The organism is Hyphomonas sp. (assembly GCF_036964145.1).
GTDB lineage: Bacteria > Pseudomonadota > Alphaproteobacteria > Caulobacterales > Hyphomonadaceae > Hyphomonas.
Genome location: NZ_JBALUC010000002.1, coordinates 218,702 through 237,907, shown reverse-complemented (window position 1 = coordinate 237,907; position 19,206 = coordinate 218,702). Strand labels below are relative to the sequence as shown.

Annotated in this window: 12 protein-coding genes; 6 read left to right on the top strand and 6 right to left on the bottom strand. The window is 55.4% G+C overall.

Annotated features, from left to right (window positions below):
• The first annotated feature begins 25 nt into the window (after window positions 1–25).
• From V7660_RS06190 to V7660_RS06180, 3 genes are all read left to right on the top strand, one after another.
• Complete coding sequence (locus tag V7660_RS06190; RefSeq protein ID WP_335602253.1) at window positions 26–754, top strand: DUF2889 domain-containing protein; 729 nt, start codon at window positions 26–28, stop codon at window positions 752–754.
• Between the two features lie 226 nt (window positions 755–980).
• Window positions 981–2,492 (top strand): class I adenylate-forming enzyme family protein, encoded by a 1,512-nt coding sequence (locus tag V7660_RS06185; protein WP_335602252.1) that lies wholly within the window; start codon window positions 981–983, stop codon window positions 2,490–2,492.
• A complete protein-coding gene (locus V7660_RS06180) occupies window positions 2,489–3,709 on the top strand; it encodes an MFS transporter (RefSeq protein WP_335602251.1) in 1,221 nt (406 codons plus the stop codon). The genes V7660_RS06185 and V7660_RS06180 overlap by 4 nt, the downstream gene beginning before the upstream one ends.
• Window positions 3,710–3,731: 22 nt before the next feature.
• Here V7660_RS06180 and V7660_RS06175 read toward each other — a convergent pair whose 3' ends face one another.
• The 5 genes from V7660_RS06175 to V7660_RS06155 form a co-directional block, all read right to left on the bottom strand.
• On the bottom strand, window positions 3,732–5,045 hold the full coding sequence (locus tag V7660_RS06175; RefSeq protein WP_442910032.1) for an acyl-CoA dehydrogenase family protein: 1,314 nt from the start codon (window positions 5,043–5,045) through the stop codon (window positions 3,732–3,734).
• 167 nt (window positions 5,046–5,212) lie between these two features.
• A complete protein-coding gene (locus tag V7660_RS06170) occupies window positions 5,213–7,609 on the bottom strand; it encodes a TonB-dependent receptor (RefSeq protein WP_335602249.1) in 2,397 nt (798 codons plus the stop codon).
• A 366-nt stretch (window positions 7,610–7,975) separates the two neighbouring features.
• A complete protein-coding gene (locus tag V7660_RS06165) occupies window positions 7,976–9,508 on the bottom strand; it encodes an AMP-binding protein (RefSeq protein ID WP_335602248.1) in 1,533 nt (510 codons plus the stop codon).
• Between the two features lie 57 nt (window positions 9,509–9,565).
• Window positions 9,566–11,059, bottom strand: a complete 1,494-nt coding sequence (locus V7660_RS06160; protein WP_335602247.1) for an aldehyde dehydrogenase family protein — start codon at window positions 11,057–11,059, stop codon at window positions 9,566–9,568.
• 252 nt (window positions 11,060–11,311) lie between these two features.
• Entirely contained in the window at window positions 11,312–12,244 is a 933-nt protein-coding gene (locus V7660_RS06155) for an NAD-dependent epimerase/dehydratase family protein (protein WP_335602246.1), read from the bottom strand.
• Between the two features lie 323 nt (window positions 12,245–12,567).
• Between V7660_RS06155 and V7660_RS06150 the strand changes: the two genes are divergently transcribed.
• Window positions 12,568–13,803 carry an MFS transporter gene (locus V7660_RS06150; protein WP_335602245.1) on the top strand — a complete coding sequence of 412 codons (1,236 nt, stop codon included), beginning with the start codon at window positions 12,568–12,570 and terminating at the stop codon, window positions 13,801–13,803.
• 183 nt (window positions 13,804–13,986) lie between these two features.
• Window positions 13,987–16,074, top strand: coding sequence for a PQQ-dependent dehydrogenase, methanol/ethanol family (locus V7660_RS06145; protein WP_335602244.1), 2,088 nt, complete (start codon window positions 13,987–13,989; stop codon window positions 16,072–16,074).
• Between the two features lie 47 nt (window positions 16,075–16,121).
• On the opposite strand, the gene V7660_RS06140 is transcribed toward V7660_RS06145, so the two are convergent.
• Window positions 16,122–17,342 carry a cytochrome P450 gene (locus V7660_RS06140; protein WP_335602243.1) on the bottom strand — a complete coding sequence of 407 codons (1,221 nt, stop codon included), beginning with the start codon at window positions 17,340–17,342 and terminating at the stop codon, window positions 16,122–16,124.
• A gap of 288 nt (window positions 17,343–17,630) precedes the next feature.
• Here V7660_RS06140 and V7660_RS06135 point away from each other — a divergent pair, with 288 nt between their 5' ends.
• Complete coding sequence (locus tag V7660_RS06135) at window positions 17,631–19,109, top strand: aldehyde dehydrogenase family protein (protein ID WP_335602242.1); 1,479 nt, start codon at window positions 17,631–17,633, stop codon at window positions 19,107–19,109.
• Window positions 19,110–19,206: the final 97 nt, after the last annotated feature.

Sequence of the window (19,206 nt, the reverse complement as noted above, 5' to 3'; positions counted from 1 at the left end):
GGGTGTATTGCGTAGGCGGATAGCAGTGGCGACGCGCAAGTTTGCGCTAGGTGTGCATGAAGCCCGGGCAGCTGTCGAAGACGACTTTCATCATTTCCGTGTCACGATCGTGTCACGTGACGGTCATGTAGAAACCGCAGCAGCCCAGTCACTTCGTACACCCACGGTGATTTGCAGCCAGGCCGGAAACAGACTTACCGAACTGATCGGGATGAGGATCGACACCGCTTCGGCTAGCGTGCTGAAACATACTGATGCGCGCCTTCAATGTACGCACATGATTGACCTTGCCGGACTCGCTGTTGCCGCATTATCGCGCGGCACCACCTTTCGGCAGTATGATGTCGAAGTGGATGACAAGCTGCCCGGCACGCCCAGGCGCGCGCGACTTCGGCGCGCGGATGAGCTGATGCTCAATTGGGAATTGGATGGCTATGCTGTGAAGAATCCGCCACCCTATTCCGGGCGGTCCCTCGGAGCCGGATTCACTGGATGGACGCAAGAGCATCTGCGGCCGGACGAAGCCGAAGCAGCACTCGTGCTTCGCCGCGCAATCTTCATTTCCAACGGGCGAACGGTGGATCTCGATGCACCGGGGCGGCGGTCCGGACCGGTTGGCGGGTGCTGGGCCTGGCAGCCTGAGCGGGCTGACCTGGCATTACGTAATTTCGGGTCTACCCAGGACTTTACCGAATGCCCGGATGACCTGCTTGAACAGGATGAAGCCTGGTTGGCGTTTGAATCCATTGGCTAGGTCGCGTTCCTGCAAGCTTTCAGCATGGATATACTCATATTCAAAGGCTGATCACCTCAAATCGTGATTAGTGTGATTCCAACGCATCCCTATGCAGAACATCGCATCGAAACACATGTCATGTTGAACTTATCTCGAGGGCACACAGCGTATAGTCTTGTGTGGAAATATCTGCAGCCTTCTGGCCCAGTCTGATGGGCCTCCAGGCGGGTACGGAGATAGATATATGTTCAACAGAGTATCCTATAGTCTCAGCGGAACCCTCGACAATTTGTCCGATATGGATGGAATCGAATTTAATGGAAGTTGGGTGAAATGGGGGGCACTGGCCGCGCTGGCTTCGCCGATGAATCTGCTGATCGAGGCCGCGGGGGCACCAGCGCAGGCAAAGATCGGGCTCGTGGCCCGGAATCGTCCTGAATGTGTTGCGGCGTTCCTGGGGTTGCTCAAGGGCGGCTATTGCGTCGTACTGATCAATCCTTTCCAGACCGGGCAGGCCATCCTGGATGAGGTGGCGCAGCTTGGCCTGAGTCTGATGGTGGCCGAGACGGAAGTCATACACAGTCTGCGCCTCGCTGAGACGGCTAATAACAGCGCTATCCCTCTGATCAGTCTTGGGTCGCTCGAAAAGGGCGAACCGAATTTTGTGCCAGGCTGCTCGATCCGTGCAAAAATCAAAACAGAAGAGTGTGCTCTTCTGATCGGGACAAGCGGTACAAGCGGCAAGCCCAAACGTATTCCGATCCGATATGATACGCTATTCGCCTCAGTTATGGAAAGCGATACGATCAATCAGGAGTTTGGAGAGGTCCCCATGCCGGGGCGCAAACAGTCTCCACTGATCCAGTATTCGCCGCTCGCCCATATCACGGGTGCACTCACGGTTGCGCGTGCCGGCATTACAGGCAGGCGACTGATCCTTCTTGAGAAATTTGATTCCCGGAAATGGATTCGCGCCATCTATACGTACAAGCACCAGATTGCCGGCCTGCCGCCTGCAATGATGAAAATGGTGCTTGACGAGAATCCGGAGTCCGACAAGCTGGCAAGTTTGCGAGCGGTCTGGACGGGCTCGGCCCCGCCAGATCATGGGGTCGTAGCTGAGTTCGAACGGCGCTACGATCTTCTGGTTCTGGGAAATTATGGGGCAACCGAATATTGTGGCGCGATTGCCAATGACCGCTTGTGTGACAGGATAAAATATGGCCAGGCCAAGCAGGGCGCCGTGGGACGAGTACGGAGGAATGTCGCCGATTTTCGGATCGTCGATCCGGAAACGGGAAGGGAGAAAAGGGGGCAGGGGATTCTGGAGGTCCGTGTGCACCGTGTCGGATCCGACTGGATTCGTACATCAGACCTTGCATCAATTGATGGTGATGATTTCCTGTACATTCATGGTCGTGCCGATGATGCCATCAATAGGGGCGGGTTCAAGATTGTCCCTGAGGTCATTACCGATGCCCTCAAGCAGCATGAGGCGGTAGATGAGGCATATGCACTGGGATTGGCGGACGAGCGTCTTGGTCAGGTGCCTGTTGCACTCGTAAAGCTGCATAGGGGCGCCGAGGCAAGTGTGGAATGCCTGCTGGCTCATCTCCGGAGCAAACTTGTTGCCTACCAGGTTCCAACGGTCATCAAGATCGTGCCGGGGCTTCCACGGACACCGTCCATGAAATTCGACAGGTCAAGGATGCGTGAACTGTTTGACGGCGACCGTCATATTAAGACCACCGAATGATAACGACCCTGCAGCCGCTGCGATATCCGGTCTTCCGCAATATGTGGCTGGCCAACCTCGCGGCGCATTTTGGGACCATGATTCAGGCCGTTGGAGCGGCCTGGTTGATGACATTGCTGACGGATTCGGCCCAGATGGTTGCCCTCGTGCAATCGTCAACGACCATTCCTATTCTGCTCCTCGCCCTCTTTGCGGGCGCTGCGGCGGACACATTTGACCGACGTCTGGTGATGCTGTCTGCACAGTGCATGATGCTCGCCGTTAGCGCTGTCCTGACCCTGCTTTCGGCGTTTGGCCATGTTACGCCGTTTACCCTGCTGGGTCTCACCTTCCTTATCGGAGCCGGAACGGCAATCAACTCGCCAACATGGCAAGCATCATTGCGAGACCAGGTACCGGTATCTCTACTGTCGTCGGCAATTGCACTCAATTCGATTGGGTTCAATCTCGCTCGAAGCCTCGGGCCAGCCATAGGTGGGATGGTCATGGCCGGCATCGGTCCAACGGGTAATTTTTTCCTCAATACCTTGTCGTATACAGCGCTCATTTTCGTTTTGCTCAACTGGCGTCCGGTCTTCAATCGGGATGACACGGTAAAGGGAATCCGTCATTCCATCGCGCTCGGCGTTGACTATGCGTGGCGGGAACCGGCGATCCGTCGGACGCTGGTGCGATCAAGCCTGTTTGGTCTGATGTCCTCATCCATATGGGCATTGGCGCCGCTCGTCGCAAAGGACATTCTGCATGGTGGACAGCTGACTTTCGGACTTTTGCTGGGAGCACTTGGCGTGGGCTCCATTGCAGGCGCGATCATAGCGGACGAGATGCGAAGACGCCTGACACTCCAGAATGTCTTCACGATCGGCAGTCTCGGATTTGCTCTTGGCATGGCCGGCATCATGTCCTTCCGTGTTCTGTCATTAGCCCTGCCATTTGCGCTTCTGGCCGGGGCCTGCTGGGTTGGGTCACTCTCGACGATCAATATAGCGATCCAGAGTTACGTGCCACAACGGCTCGTGGGCCGGTGTATAGCGACTTATTACATGTTCGCTTTTGGCGGTGTCTCCCTGGGAAGCTATATTTGGGGGCTGGTCGCAGATATGTCCGGTCTGAAAACGAGCGTTTATGTCTCGGCGGTGCTGCTGATTGCGGTGACCCTGCTGGGACTGAGGTTCCCGGTGCCCGAGGCGTCGCAGAAAGCCGCGCCAATCAGGTGATACCGTGAGTGGTTGTGAGGCTTCAGACGCCACGACGATGGGGACTCGGCCACAGGCCTTCGCTGTCAATTCGCCTGACCTCCTCAAGCGTTAGAACGCTTGCATCACCGCCTGTCAGGGCAGGATCGCTTTGCTCGTGGCGCCGCATTTCAAGGCGCGCGATCTGATTTCTATGAACTTCATCCGGGCCGTCTGCCAGCCGAAGTAACCGCGCAGTTGCGAGGGCTGCGGATAGTAAATGATCGTTATTGGTACCGCCGCCGCCGAAGAGTTGAATGGCCCAGTCTACAACTTTCTGCGCCATATTAGGGGCAGCGACCTTTATCATCGCGATCTCCTGGCGCGCAGCCTTATTGCCGACCGTGTCCATCTTTACAGCAGCATTCAGGGTGAGCAGGCGGGCCTGATCAATCAGGATGCGAGCTTCGGCAATCCGCTCCAGCGTTACTGTTTGGTCTGACAGTTTCCGTCCGAATGGACTGCGTCCGGCAGCCCGCCTGCACATCCGTTCAAGGACGCGTTCAGACAGGCCGATGAGGCGCATGCAATGATGAATTCTGCCGGGACCCAATCGACCTTGCGCAATCTCAAAGCCCCGTCCTTCTCCCAGCAACATGTTCGTTGCCGGTACACGGACATCCTTGAAAACAACTTCAGCAGCCCGGTCGGGAACACCATAAAATCCCAGCACCGGTATGGCGCGAATGACATGAACGCCCGGATGATCCCGCGGAATGAGAATCATAGACTGTCGGGTATAGGGATTTTCCGATTCGGGAGAGCTCTTGCCCATGAAAATTATGATCTTGCAGCGCGGATCGGTCGCCCCGGTCGTATACCATTTACGGCCATTGATTACATAGTCATCGCCATCGCGAACGATCGAGCTTGCAATGTTGGTGGCATCGGAAGACGCGACGTCCGGTTCGGTCATGGCGAAAGAGGATCGGATCTCGCCTGCGAGCAGCGGCGCCAGCCATGTCTTTTTCTGTTCTTCACTCCCATAGCGGAGAATCGTCTCCATATTCCCGGTATCGGGTGCCGAGCAGTTGAATATTTCGGGGGCAAAAAGGCTTCGTCCCATGATTTCACAAAGCGGGGCATATTCGGCATTGGTGAGTCCGCTTCCTGATTCCTCCGCTGGCAAAAAGAGATTCCATAAACCTTCTGCACGCGCCAGAGCCTTCAACTCTTCGACGACCGGATAATTTTTCCACGGGCCCATGCGTTCGGCCTCCAGATAATATCGTCGCTCATTGGGATAGACATGTTGGGCCATGAATGCGGACAGACGCTGTGCAAGGTCAGGCAAATTATTTCTGGTGTCATCACTCATCATGGCTGGTGCCCTATTTGTATGTGCCCGCAGCGCATGTGGTGACATGTACGCAGCGGTGTAAAAAGGCGGCGGCACAAGGCCGCCGAAGGTTAGTGTGGTCTTGCCAGACCACCTCAGGAGGAGGATGCAGCCGATTGCAATTGATCGGCTACTGTCGAAGAGGCTTAGAACTCCCAGCGCCCTTCAATGCCGTAAGTTTTTGGGGTGCCAGGACTGTTCGAGAAGTAGCCAAGCCCGGCGCTTGCCAAGTCCAGCTGGAACGTCGTGTATTTCTTATCTGTCAAATTCTTTCCATAGGCAGCGATAGAAAATCCACTATTGCCGAATTCATACCGGAGGCGCGCGTTCAGGAGACCATATCCCCCCTGACGTATGTATTGGACATAGCCGGGCGTAAGTGTCTGCGTGACACCAACATCGTAAATATCGTCTTGATAGTAATAATCGCTATGGAGTGTCAGGACTCCCCGCGTCAGCTGCTTGGTGTACGTGGCGCCTATGCCGGCCGTGAAGGGCGGTGTTCTCTCGAACTTTTCCCCAGAGCGATCGAACTTATCATCGATGCACGGCACCACAGCGGTCGCAGGATAGGGCATAGGGCATTGCGACATGAATTCGGAATATTCCGCTTCGGTGATGCCAACAGCTGCATTCAACTCAAATTCATCTGTCAAAAGAGCTGTTGCTTCAATCTCTATTCCGTAGATTTCTGCAGCGGCCGCATTGATGGTCGTCGTAGCAACGCCGCCGACGCCATTTGGCACCAGAACGCTGCGCTGGATATCTGTGTAGTCAGAATAGAACGCTGCCGCATTCAGCCGGAAGCGATTGTTGAATACCTGCGACTTGAGGCCAAGTTCATAATCGATAACCTCCTCGGGTGCGAAACCGCCATAGGTGAAGGGCGTAGTGCCGCGCAAATTGAAACCCCCTGCACGATAGCCCTTCGAGGTCTTCGCATAGGTCATGAAATCAGACGTCCAGTCATATTCCAGGCTGATTAGATAGTTGATGGAATCATCGGTTCGCGATTGCGAAATAAGACATTCATCGGTCGGGGACAATCGGACGGGTGGATCACCAGCGCTGAGGGAACACACTCCCGCCGAGCGACTTCTCAGATCCAAAGACTTGGAATCTTCTGAATACCGAATACCGATTGTTGCTGAAAACGCGTCAGTTATGTCGAACGAGCTCTGTGCAAACACTGCCCAGCTCTCACCTGACACGTCCCCGAGGGTCTGGGTGGGATTGTTTGGATTAAGGAGAGGTAGAGCAAGCGTGTTGTTACCATCTATCCCTTCCTCTTCAAAATAGAATGCGCCGAGTGTGTAATCTATGCGGTCTTCGGCGATCTGTCCGTTCAGCTGCACTTCGTGACTATTTTGGTCGGTCGCCGCAAATTGCTGGGGATGCAGAATGGTGAAAGGCGTTCCGTCATAGTCAAACCTGCCGGTATCCGATTCCATTGATCGATAGGCGCCGATATATTTCAGATCGGCAAACCCAAGATCATACGTGACCGTCGCGGAGATTGTTTCGGTGTGAACCGTCTCATTCGCATCCTGATTGAGACTGGAATTGTAAAATCCATCATTGGCGTACTGCGCGAACGTTTGCGAGCCTGGAACAAATGGTGCCGGGCAGGCCGGATCAAATGACTGAAGGCAGCCGCCGGATGACAAGGCTGCGATGATTTCAGGTGCGGCCGGAAAGGGAAGCGCAAACTCCAGATTGGTTGGCTTGCCCGCCTGGTCCAGATCAAAATATTCGTAAGACAGGAGAAAAGACAGATCGCTATTGGGCTCAAAAAGAAGCTTTGCCCGCAGGCTTCGAGTATCCTCTTCGCCGAGCTCCGTATTCAGGAACGTATTATCGTAATAGCCGTCATGTTTTGCGAATGCCCCTGTGAGTCGCAGAGCAATCATGTCAGACATGATTGGCAGATTAATTGCGAATTCCGCGTCCCGCTCGCTGAAATTCCCGACTCTGCCTTGAACATGGCCGCTGATGCCATCAAAACTCGGATCTGTGGTAGTTACATTAATGGCACCACCCGTGGTATTGCGACCAAACAATGTGCCCTGGGGCCCCTTGAGAACTTCGATGCGGGAGATATCGAGTAGGTTCGCATTCATGCCATGGGAACGAGCCCAGTATACGCCGTCTACGTAAACACCAACTGACGGGTCGAGAGTCGTCAGAACGTCATTCTGGAATTGCCCCCGAATGCCAAAGGCCAAGGCGCCTGGTGACGCGCCACCCTGTCCAATATAGACATTTGGCGCAGTGCTCTGAAGATCCTTAACGTTGAACACGGACTGTTCAAGAAGGTCGTCTTGCGACAGAACGGTCATTGATATTGGAACGTCCTGCGCCGACTCTTCCCGTCGGCGAGCTGTTACAATTACGGTGTCCAGTGACCTGGCAGCATCCTCTGCCTGTTCCGCCGTGGAATCGACCGCATCTACTGTTTCGGTCTCTTGTGCGTGTGCGGATGCATAGATAGCCGAAAATGCCAGTACGCTGACCGATGCGCATCCAAATCGAACTGCTCTCATCTGTTTTGTCCTCCCAATGCTACCCCGTGCCCCGTTTCGTAATTATCAGGCTGAGGTCTCTGCGGCTTTAACTAGGACAGGTATCGGAGGTTTGGAAAGATCCGAACCTCTCCGGATTTATGCCGTTTATCAGCTCCATCACAGGATTTTGACAGGAAAGGATTCTTGGCCGGCCCGTAGATCAGCTAGGTTGATTATAATCCTGGGGACAATAAACTTTAGCGCACTGGCGCGGAGAACAGCAAGGTTCCGGTGCTCAGTCGCGAGTTGTACTTACCAGGAAAACGGCATAGTGCGCGAGATGAAAGAGGAGGCCTCTGGAGAAGACTTTCTATGACGCCTAGGGCATGCGTATGTGTGGAATTGCTATCGCGCCGTACGAAGGCCAGGAAATTTCTTGCCTTGCATCAGGCGCAACTCGCAGTCATCACGAAGTGCGCTACGCCTCATCTTGCCGGATGCGTCCCTTAGTGGTGCGGAAGTGTATTCGTAAGTGTACGGCAGCTTATAGCGTACAAGGCGTTCTGTCAGATGGGCCTCAATGTCTTGAGCTGTCAGGGTTTCTGAGCCGGGTTCAAGCTCTATGATCGCATGAGGTACGCGCCCGAAATCTGCATGCGGAAGCCCTACGACTGCGCTTGAGAATATGTGTGGATGAGCTTCCAGCGCGGCTTCAATTTCTGCGGGGTAAATATTTACCCCTCCACTGACGATCATGTCCGTGCGTCGATCAGCTATATACAGGTAACCGTCTCGGTCCAGATATCCCATGTCACCCAAAGATTCCCACGCATCAATCTTTCGGGCTTCCGCGCCAATATATCGATAAGGAGCTGCGTTTCCGGTCGGCATTCGGAAGTAGATTTCTCCGATTTCCCCTTGTGGGAGTGGTTCATTGTCTTCACTCAGAATGCGGACTTCCTGCGCAGGTTTTCCGACAGAGCCGCGATGTTGAAGCCATTCAGTGCCAGTAATGAGAGTCGCGGCAATGCCTTCGGATCCAGCGTAAACTTCAAAGATTCGGTCTGGGCCAAGCCAGTCAATCCATGCAGCCTTCAGCCAGTCAGGGCAGGGAGATGCCATGTGAATCACGACCTCAAGCGATGAAACGTCATACTGGTTTCGAATCTTGTCGGGAAGGCTCCATATTCGGCTCATCATTGTGGGAACGAGATAGGCCCAGCGAACCCTGTGTTTTTCGACTAGCCGCAACCAGTCTTCGGCATCAAATTTCTCCATGCAGATAATATGGGCGCCCCAGGCCAATCCCCAGTTCATCTGCATGAAACCGGCGCTGTGATATGGCGGCGCCGGATGCAACATAATGTCGTCTATCCGGATCTGCAGGAATGGGCTGGGCTCGTCAGGTATTAGGGTGGAGGGCCGACCATCAACGATTATCTTAGGACGCCCCGTGCTGCCCCCACTGGTAATCGCCTTCACGCTGGAGGCAATGGCCTCGGGCAGTGCATGATCTGGCAGGAGGGGGTCCGGGACGAAGTCACCTGCCATCACGGGCAGATCCAGCCGGACGCCGGGAATGCTGCCAACCAGGAGAGCAGGAGAGGCGAGTCTGAGGATCTCCCTCAGTTCTGAGGCTGGCAACTTTGGAGAAAGCGGCATCGGCGTGGCGCCGATTTTCCAGATGGCAAATGCAAATATGTGATGAGCTGGACTGTTTGGTAAGCAGATTGCGACGAGGTCATCCTTCTTCACGCCCCGGGACAAGAGGGCCCGCGCCATCCGGTTGGCCTGCAAGTCTAGCTCCCCCCTCGTCAGCGTTGTGTCACGGATTGTATAGCAGGCCTGATCCGGGGCGAGATTGGCGCGATAGGTCAGGATCCATCCAAGTCCACGTGGAGCTGAAATCAAGTCTCTGGAGTGACGTTTAACGTTCATTGGCAGATCCTGACCATTTGTCGAATAAGCTTGTGATCCTTCCGAAAGGGCAGAAAACTAGAGCTTTAGAAAGACCGATTTGGTTTGCAGGTAGGCATCCAGACCTTCCAATCCGTGTTCCTTGCCGAGCCCGGACTGTTTGAACCCGCCTGACGGGATTGAAAGGTCAGAAGCAAGCTGGCAGTTCAACCAGATTTGGCCCGCCCTCATCCGGCGTGCCATTGTGTGGGCAGTGTTCACGTCCTGCGTCCATATTGCCGCGGCCAAGCCATAATGTGTATCATTTGCCCACTGAGTTACCTCGTCGATCTCATCGAAAGGCGTTACAGCTACAACTGGACCAAATATTTCTTCCCGCATGACACGCGCAGTAGAAGGTGCGTTTGCGAGAACGGTCGGCTCGACAAAGAATCCCTCCTCGCCCCATCTCTTACCCCCTGTGACGATTTCAGCTCCCTGGGGCTCTGCACTGTCAAGAAGGGAGGACACGTGTTTGAGCTGCTTGGCGGACACCAAGGGGCCTAGGTGTACCGAAGGATCGAACCCGCTGCCAAGCTTCAGATTCCTGGCATGCAGGCTCAGGCCTTCCACGATCTTGTCATAGACGTTGCGATGAGCATATACTCGCGATCCGGCCACGCACATTTGTCCGGAGCCCTGGAAAACGCCTTGGGCTGCACCAGCAAGAGCGTTTTCTATGTTCGCATCCTCAAAGATAATGACCGGTGATTTTCCACCAAGCTCAAGTGTGAGATGCTTTAGCGTCTCAGCCGACGAGTGAACAATCTTTTTTCCGACCGCAGTCGATCCCGTGAATCCGATCTTGTCGACATCAGGGTGATTGACCAGGGTTTCGCCTGCGATATCTCCCAGTCCCTGAACAATATTGACGACCCCGGCGGGTATGCCTGCTTCAATCAGGATTTCGCCAAGCATCACGGCGCTCAAAGGCGTTTCTTCTGACGGCTTAAGCACACAGCTGCATCCTGCTGCAAGGGCGACAGCAAGTTTGGCGCAGGCAAAGTAGAATGGGCCATTCCATGGTACGATCAAGGCGGCCACCCCCATCGGTTCACGAATGGTATAAGCATGGAAGTTGCGTTGAGGCGTATCGAGATTCGTGGTGATACCCTGGATCTTCGAGATCCACCCGGCATAGTACCGGAAGACATTGGATGACATGCCGAGCGTCCATTGCGCGACATAGGCCGGCATCCCTTGGTTCAGGACTTCGATTTCGATAATATCGGCGGCTCGACTGTCAATAATGTCGGCGATCTTCCACAAGATCTTGGCGCGTTCGGCGGGGTCAATTTCCAGCCAGACGCGGTTATCAAAGGTGCGTCGGGCTGCAGCCACAGCGCGATTCACATCTTCGGCCGTCGCTGCGGCACTTACGGCAATCTGCTTGCCTGTCGCAGGATCGTAGACCGACAGGGTTTGAGAATCGTTTCCTGAAGTCCATTCTCCATCGATCAGCAACTGCTTCTTATGTTTGAGAAAGCTGGCGGATTTTTCGGAGATTGGCGAGGGGTGCCGGATTTTGTGCATCGTATCATCCCGAGATGTCTGTTTGGTGCTAATGTGCGCACGGCTTCATGCAGTGAAGATGGTTGTGTTCCTAACCTCTCCGCGTGGACCTGAGACCTGTACGTTCTTGAGTCGGGGAGGGCCCGTGAAATTATTCAAACATAATCTGGCGGCACTTCAGACATGGTGAAACCCCGTCATTCATGTCATTTTGAGGGTTCGGCAAATCAATGCGCATGATCCCGTGCCTTGATGGTCCTTTGCGCGCTTCCTCTATGTTTGAATCTGGTTGTCACCCTGGTCGGACCTGACCTGATTGATCAGATCGCGCAATCCTTCGGAAAAGGTCATTTTGCACGGACCCGTAATACTCCTGCGGAGTTCGGCACTCGCGGCATTGCCCTTGGGCACGCCGACCTTCGTCTCGGTCCGATACTGTGCCTTTCGACCGTAAGCTGCGCCGATCTTATCCAGTGTCTCTTGTGATGAAACGGTGTCATCACCGCACCAGTTGACAGTCAGAGCCGAAGTCGCGGCTGCGTCGAGAAGCGGTTCCATATGAGCGATCATGTCTGTGATGTGGATCGGTGAGTGAAGATTCGGATCCCCAGGTAGAACTGTCTCCACGCCATTCAGGACATTATGGCACAAATGACCATGATAGGCGCTCACCGGGCCCAGGACAGTGTTGAGTCTGGCAATTGTGACAGGCAAGTTGAAGGCGCGGGCGCAAAAGCGAGAGACTGCCTCCAGACCAAGCTTGGTGACCGGACTGGTTGCGGCATAGGCAGAGCTGCCTCGACCCAGCGGATCACTTTCCTTGAATTTGTGATACGGGTCTTCATGTGCAGAATAGATCCCCATTGAGGATGCAATCAGGGCCGCCTTGGCGCCGACACAATGCTGCAGAAGCAGTCCGGCGCCAACGACATTGACGGCGATGGCCCTGTCGAGTTCACCAAGACCGGCTCGCATCCACGCGAAATGCAGAACGAAATCGGGCTCCTTGGGAACGTTTGAGAAGTCACCCGTCGCAAAATCGGCAATACAGGGTTTTATGCCAGCCGCGAATATCCGGGCTCGGTCGCGTTCATCGGAAAAGCGCGCAACGCCATATACCTCGTTGCTTTGTGCCAATACACGCGCGAGCGGCTCGACAGCTTTGCCAGTCACCCCCGTAATAACAATTTTTCTGTCAGTGATCATGTGTGGTCCGGGGCTCTCTTAATGCCAGTGCTCCGGAGAGCCCTGAAGGGGACAAGACACGCCATCAGCGAGGGACTTGCGTCAGAACTCGGGATGAGCCGAAGTTCAGCGTCCGGCGTTCAGCACGCGTACCCTAAGACGGGATCGGGAATTGCGTTAATGCCATGATGGCCATGGACTGTTTGTGAACCACCTTAGCCCTCTGGCCGGCGAACTCTATAGTGCAACCAGCCGATATTGGCATCGGATGGCCAGACCGTCGGCAGGTCTGGGCAATAATTATTACCGCTGTGTAGTGCGATGGGGTGTAAGAGGTGAATGAAATGCAGAGCGGGCATACGAGTTACCGCTGGTATGTCCTGTTCATTCTGACGGCGATATTTACCACTCACTATATTGATCGTGCGGTAATTTCTGTCCTGATCGAGCCGATCAAAAAGGAATTCGGTCTATCCGATTCCGCGCTGGGTTTATTGTCGGGTCTGGCCCATTCCGGCGCGCTCGCTGTGGTCGCCCTGCCAATCGGGCGGCTCACTGACAGCACGAACCGTGTGCGGCTCATCGCAATTGTGGTGACCGTGTGGAGTGGGCTGACGGCTCTGGGGGCACTGTCAACGGGATTTGTTTCGCTCCTGCTGATGCGCATCGGCGTAGGCGCGGCTGAAGCCGGAGGACCTCCAGCCAGCGTTTCAATCATCGGAGATCTGTTTGACCGCGAAGAATTGCCCAAAGCCATGGGAATATATTACCTGGCCATGGGCTTGGGAACCGGGCTTATCTTCCTGGTCGGCGGATTTGTCGCTCAATATTATGGATGGCGTGCCGTTTTTCTGATTGCAGGTATTCCCGGCTTTGTTTTTGCCCTTCTGGTGTTGACCACCATCAGGGAGCCGGCGCGACGCGCTGCAAACAATTCCAAATCAGCAAAACCCTCATTCGGTAAAGCTATCCGTGAAATGTCCCGGAACAGAGCGTTGCTATATATTGTAATTTCCGGAACGTGTGCCTCTCTTGCGCACGCATCCCTAATCACATGGCTGGGACCGTTCCTGATACGGGTGCGAGAGTTCAGCCTTGGTGAGACGGGAATTATCATGGCGGTGGCGACAATCGGCGGCAATACGCTTGGCTCAGTCGTGGCCGGATTCGCAACACCGGCATTGGCTCGCGGAAGCATCACAGGAACCTACCGATTTCCGGCACTATTGTTATGCCTGTCCCTGCCCGTGTGCTGGCTCATGGCGACGGTGCCGGGTCAACCGGCCACGATTGTGCTCGTCATCATGCTCAGCGTCATTCTGGGGGGGTGGTCCGGTCAGGTGACCGCTGTTGTTCTGGCATCATCCCCCACCAGTATGCATGGAACGGTCAGCAGTTCATACTGGATGCTCGCCAATCTCGTTGGCGTGGGCGTTGGGCCGGTCGCGATCGGGCTGATCAGCGATATGGCCGGCTCGCTTGGCGTGGCCATGACGATTGGCGCGTCGATCAACCTTTTTGCGGCATTGTTCTTTTTCATTGCTTGCCAAAATTTGAAGGCCGGGAGTGCCGAGGCATAGTTGCTGATACCTGGCAGCCTACAGTTATTTATGCCTGTCTTGAGTTCGCGTGAGTAGAATCAGCATTTCAGGGGAGGGGCAACAAATGCTCTCTCCGGGAGAGCGCGTTCCGATTTCGGTGAAAGGGGACGCCCTGGCTTGGATCTGAGAATATACAAACCACTATATGGTTGCAGGGGAAATATGCTCGTCACCCAATATGTGCAGAGAATCATGATTATTTGCTCGGCAGGCTGTGTTTTGTTTGCTCTCTGCAGCTGTTCTCCTGATTCTGCGCAAACTGACGGAGGGCGGGCAACAGGTCGCCCGGATCCGATTGATTGGCCAGGCTATGGTGGCAGCTCAGGCGAGCAGCACTTCAGTCCGGCAAGCGAGATCAGTCAGAATACTGTAGGTCGTCTCGGGCTTCTGTGGTCGTATGATCTCGACATCGAAAACTCCGTATCGCAACCGCTGGCGATCAACGGGATGCTTTACGTCACGACCGGTCGAAGCAGAATTACGGCCTTTCGCGCCGTCTCCGGTAACGTTGTCTGGCAGTTCGATCCGGACGTAACGGAGACAGCCGGACGGAAGCTCAGGTCAAGTTGGGGAAGCCGTGGCATCGCCTATCGGGAAGGGAGACTGTACACGGCGACCGTGGATGGCAATCTAATTTGTATGGACGCCGAGAGCGGTCAGCAATTATGGTCAGTGCCGACCGTGGATCCGGCAAGCGGGCTGTATGTCACCGGTGCGCCTCGCATTATGGACGAGATGGTAATTATAGGGAATGGCGGCGCAGATGTCAGTGATGCCCGTGGATATGTCACGGCTTATGACGGCAACACCGGCGAACAACTCTGGCGATTCTATACAGTGCCGGGAAATCCGGCCGACGGCTTTGAAAATGATGCCCTGGAGCTGGCTGCCAAAACATGGAACGGCGAATGGTGGCGTTATGGCGGCGGTGGCACTGTCTGGAATGCCATCACCTATGATGACAAGTACAAGACAGTCTATCTCGGGGTTGGAAATGGGGCACCGTGGAACCACGAGATCCGCAGCGAAGGCGAGGGTGACAATCTGTTCCTCGCTTCGATCGTGGCGCTCGACGCCGACACCGGCGCTTACAAATGGCATTATCAGGTTAATCCAGGCGAGACGTGGGACTATAATGCGTCAATGGATATCGCCTTGGCAACGCTCACAATCGGTGGTGAAACGCGCGATGTGCTCCTTCAGGCGCCGAAGAACGGTTTCGTTTACGTAATCGACCGGGTAAATGGCGATTTCATCTCGGCTAGACCCTTCGTGAAAACGACCTGGGCTTCAAAGATCGATCCAGAATCGGGCCGTCCGGTCGAAGACCCCGCGGCCCGGTTTCCAGATGGCGGAAGTTTTGACCTTTTTCCTGGAACGTTCGGCGCTCATAGCTGGATGCCGATGGCATTCAGCCCGCAAACCGGATTGGTCTACATACCGACCAGCTTCATAGGTTCGCGGATTTCGAGCGGCGATGTCAAAGCTGACGACTGGGCACGCTATCCCGGGTTTGGGTCGGATGGCGGCATGTCGGCCGCGCCGATCTGGGACGAGACGAACCCGTCAAGAAGCGCGTTGACGGCTTGGAATCCCGTTGATCAGGAACTTGCCTGGCAAGTGCCGACAACCGGTGTAACCGGCGGCGGTGTGATGGCAACTGCGGGCGGTCTCGTCTTCCAGGGCGAAATCAATGGGACATTCAATGCGTATGATGCTTCGTCGGGGGATCGTGTCTGGTCATTTGACGCCCAGGCACCCATCCTCGCTCCCCCCATTGCGTTTGCTGCAGGAGGCAGGGATTATATAGCAATTCAGACGGGCAGCAGCACTGGAGCGGCTGCGCTGGGAACGTTCTTCGAAGACATAAGCATTGACTACCGCAACATGGCCAGGCGCGTACTCGTCTTTGCTCTGGACGGTGACGCCAGCCTGCCTGCCCGAAAACCGCTCCCATTGGTTGCAATCGAAGACCCGGACTTTGACGCCGGATCCCGTCCTTTACTGGCTGGCGCAATTGCTTATGGTCGCCGATGCGCGCATTGCCACGGCCTTGAGGGTGTTGCGGCAGGATCAGCACCGGACTTGCGAGCTTCGTATACTATTCTGAACGACGAGACATTTACCGTGATTGTCCGTGAAGGTGCATTGGTAAGGAATGGAATGCCACAATTTGAAGAGCTCGCGGACGAGACCTTACTCGATATGCGTCACTATCTTAGATTTGAAGCAAGCCAGATGCGCCAGTGACCCCGGGGCCGCCCGCCTACAAATAGATGCAGTCCGTGTCGTCCATATCAGAGGAATACTAGCGGGAGCGACTCCAGTGCGATCACGCCCGAGCCCGAACTTCGGGGGATTGTGGCCTCCTTCAGGCGAAACATCGGAAGACGTGTCGTCCATGCGGTGAGGGCGGCTGTCAGTTCCCGGCGGGCAAGATGCGATCCGATGCAGCGGTGCGGGCCGAACCCGAACGCGCTGTGCCCGGCGCTCTCGCGATCGAGGTCCACTTCTGAGGCATGCGGGCACTCATTCGGATCGCGTGACGCGAGAGTTGTGGGCAAGGCGAGCAAGTCACCCGCGCGGATCCGGACACCTGCAATTTCGACATCCCGTGTCGCCCGGCGCCCCGTGGTCACGACATTGTAAACACGAAGTAACTCCTCAACAGCCCCAGGTATGAGCGAGGGATGGTTGCGTAACCGCTGTTGCTCTTCTGGGTGTCGGGCCAAATGCAAGAAATGGTAGCCGAGCGTACTCGTAACGGTGTCCAGACCGCCGATAAACATCATGACGCAGATCCCCATCACTTCATCGTCAGTCAGCGGCCTGCCAGCGACCTCCGCATGAACAGCAAAACTGATCAGGTCGTCGCCTCTGTTGCGCCGACGGTCGTCAATCTGACCTGCGAGATAGTCGCGCAGCTGCCGGATCGCCGCAATTTGTGCGTCACCGGAGTTTTGCAGAATATTTTCCTCGATCTCGATGAAATCTTCCATCCCGTCGAGGGGCAGACCCAGCAACTCGAGGAAAATGCTAACCGGGTAGGGGCGCGCAAATACGGGGACGAAATCCACCTCCTTCTGGTCAGTAAGTGCTGTGGTCATCTCTTCTGCCCGCTCAAGGATCACCAGTTCCATGCTTTTCATCGACTTTGGCGAAAAGACGGGATTGAGCAACGTCCGAAACTGGCTGTGGATCGGAGGGTCAAGATCTACGGGAATAAGCGTCCAATCCTCTCCAATTGCCTTCGCGAATGGCCTGAGACCACCACTGGCAAATGTTTGAGGATCCTTCAGGACCGCGCGAATGTCTTCTGCCCGGGTAAACACCCAGACCCCCTGGCCCCCCATGCCTCGCGGAAAAGGGGTGTAGAAGGCGCGGTGGTGGTCTCTGAGCGAGTCGAGACGTTTGTGAGGATCATTGGAATATTCTTTGTCACCACGAAAGTCGAACGGAACAATGAGTTCAGCCGGAATGTGTGGTGGTGCCTTTGGCATGAAGGGGTCAGTCTGCATGTTGTCTGTTCCCAAGTCTGATGGACGAGGAATAGGAACTGTTTCGTTGCAACATTAGTGTGAATTTCTGACCGCTTAGGGGAAACCCGCCTAGCTGAACTCCAGCTTCAACATTGTCTTCGGGGTCAGTTCGGTTTTCGTTGGGGGCAAGGGTTGCAGTCTAAACAAGTAGCGATTCAGGATTTTGACGCCGGGTGCCGACAGAGGATTGACCTGGCATTCTGTGAATGACGCGTAGGCGACCGAGGACGACATCGGGCTCATTCGCAGCTCGCAAGGGGAAAGACAGTGAACTTGAAGCTTGAGGATCGCCTTTTCATCAACGGGGAATACTTGCCTTCGGGGTCTGCGGGACGCGAAGCAATCATCAATCCGGCGACTGAAGAAGTGCTAGGGGAAGTCTGCGTGGGCGGGGCGGAAGAACTGGATGCCGCCCTCGATGCTGCACGGGACTCGTTCAGCGCCGGTGTCTGGCGCAAGCTCCCGCTAAGGTCGCGCATCGAAACGATGAAACGATTCTACGATGCATTGGAGCGACGCCGCGAAAACATCGTGGCGCTTCTCGTTGCCGAAGCCGGCTCGACTGTTGGGCTCGCGAATTTCGGGCAGTATGGCCTCCCGATGAAGCATTTCCGCTATTATCTGGAGGCTGCCTCACGCGACTTCACATGGATGAGCACACCTGAACTGACCCCATCGGCAGACGGTCGCACCGTGCTCGGTACAAGTATCGTTAAGTACGACCCGGTTGGCGTCGTCGCCGCGATTACTCCTTACAATTATCCGTTCATGCTGAACATCGTAAAAATCGTGCCCGCCTTGCTGATGGGCAACTCTCTCGTCCTCAAACCGTCGCCATACACACCTTTCTCAGCACTGTTTTTGGGCGAGATTGCACGTGAGGCCGGGTTGCCACCTGGCATATTGAATATTGTGACCGGCGGGCTCGATGTCAGCCGTGACCTCACCCGTGATCCGCGCGTCGACCTCATTACCTTCACCGGTTCGGACCAGGTGGGTGCGTCCATCATGGCCCAGGCAGCGCCGACCCTGAAGCGAGTCGTCATGGAACTCGGAGGTAAGTCAGCATTCATCGTTCGAGCCGATGCGGACATAAACAGGGCGGCCGCGATCGGTGTTGGTAGCTTCACTGGCCATTGCGGACAGGGATGCGCCATCCTGACCCGGCATATTGTTCACAACTCCGTTCGAAAGGCCTATGTCGCAAGGGTTAAGGAGCTCGTTGAAGCGATCATGATCGGAGACCCCTCCGATCCCAAAACAATGATGGGCCCATTGATCCGCGAGTCCCAGCGCCAGCGGGTTGAATCCTATTTTGATCTGGGGCGCGCTTCCGGCGCCCGCCTCGTCACAGGAGGCGGACGCCCAAAAGGTCTCGAGCGCGGTTTCTTTGTTCAGCCCACGGTTTTCGATAACGTTGATAATCGTTCGCGCTTGGCACAAGAGGAAGTCTTTGGGCCGATTGCCGCAGTGATAGGGTTTGATGACGATGATGAAGCTCTCGACCTCGCGAATGACAGCCAGTTCGGCCTCGCCGGTGCGGTGATTTCAGCGGATGCGGGCAAGGCGTACGAAATGTCTCTGGAGATGAGAACCGGTGGCGTGGCGATCAATGGAGGTGCCGGCACAATGCTCTCGGATGCCCCCTTTGGTGGCATCTCGCGGTCCGGATTTGGGCGCGAGAACGGCGTCGAAGGTCTGAAGGAGTTCACCTACGCCAAGAGCATCCTCATCCATGCCGGCTGACCCGTGACCAGACTAGTCTCGAACCGGTGGGCATGCGTGATGCCTTTCGGATCTCAGGGAACGATGGCAGACGGCGGTTTGCCTGCTTTACCGCGCG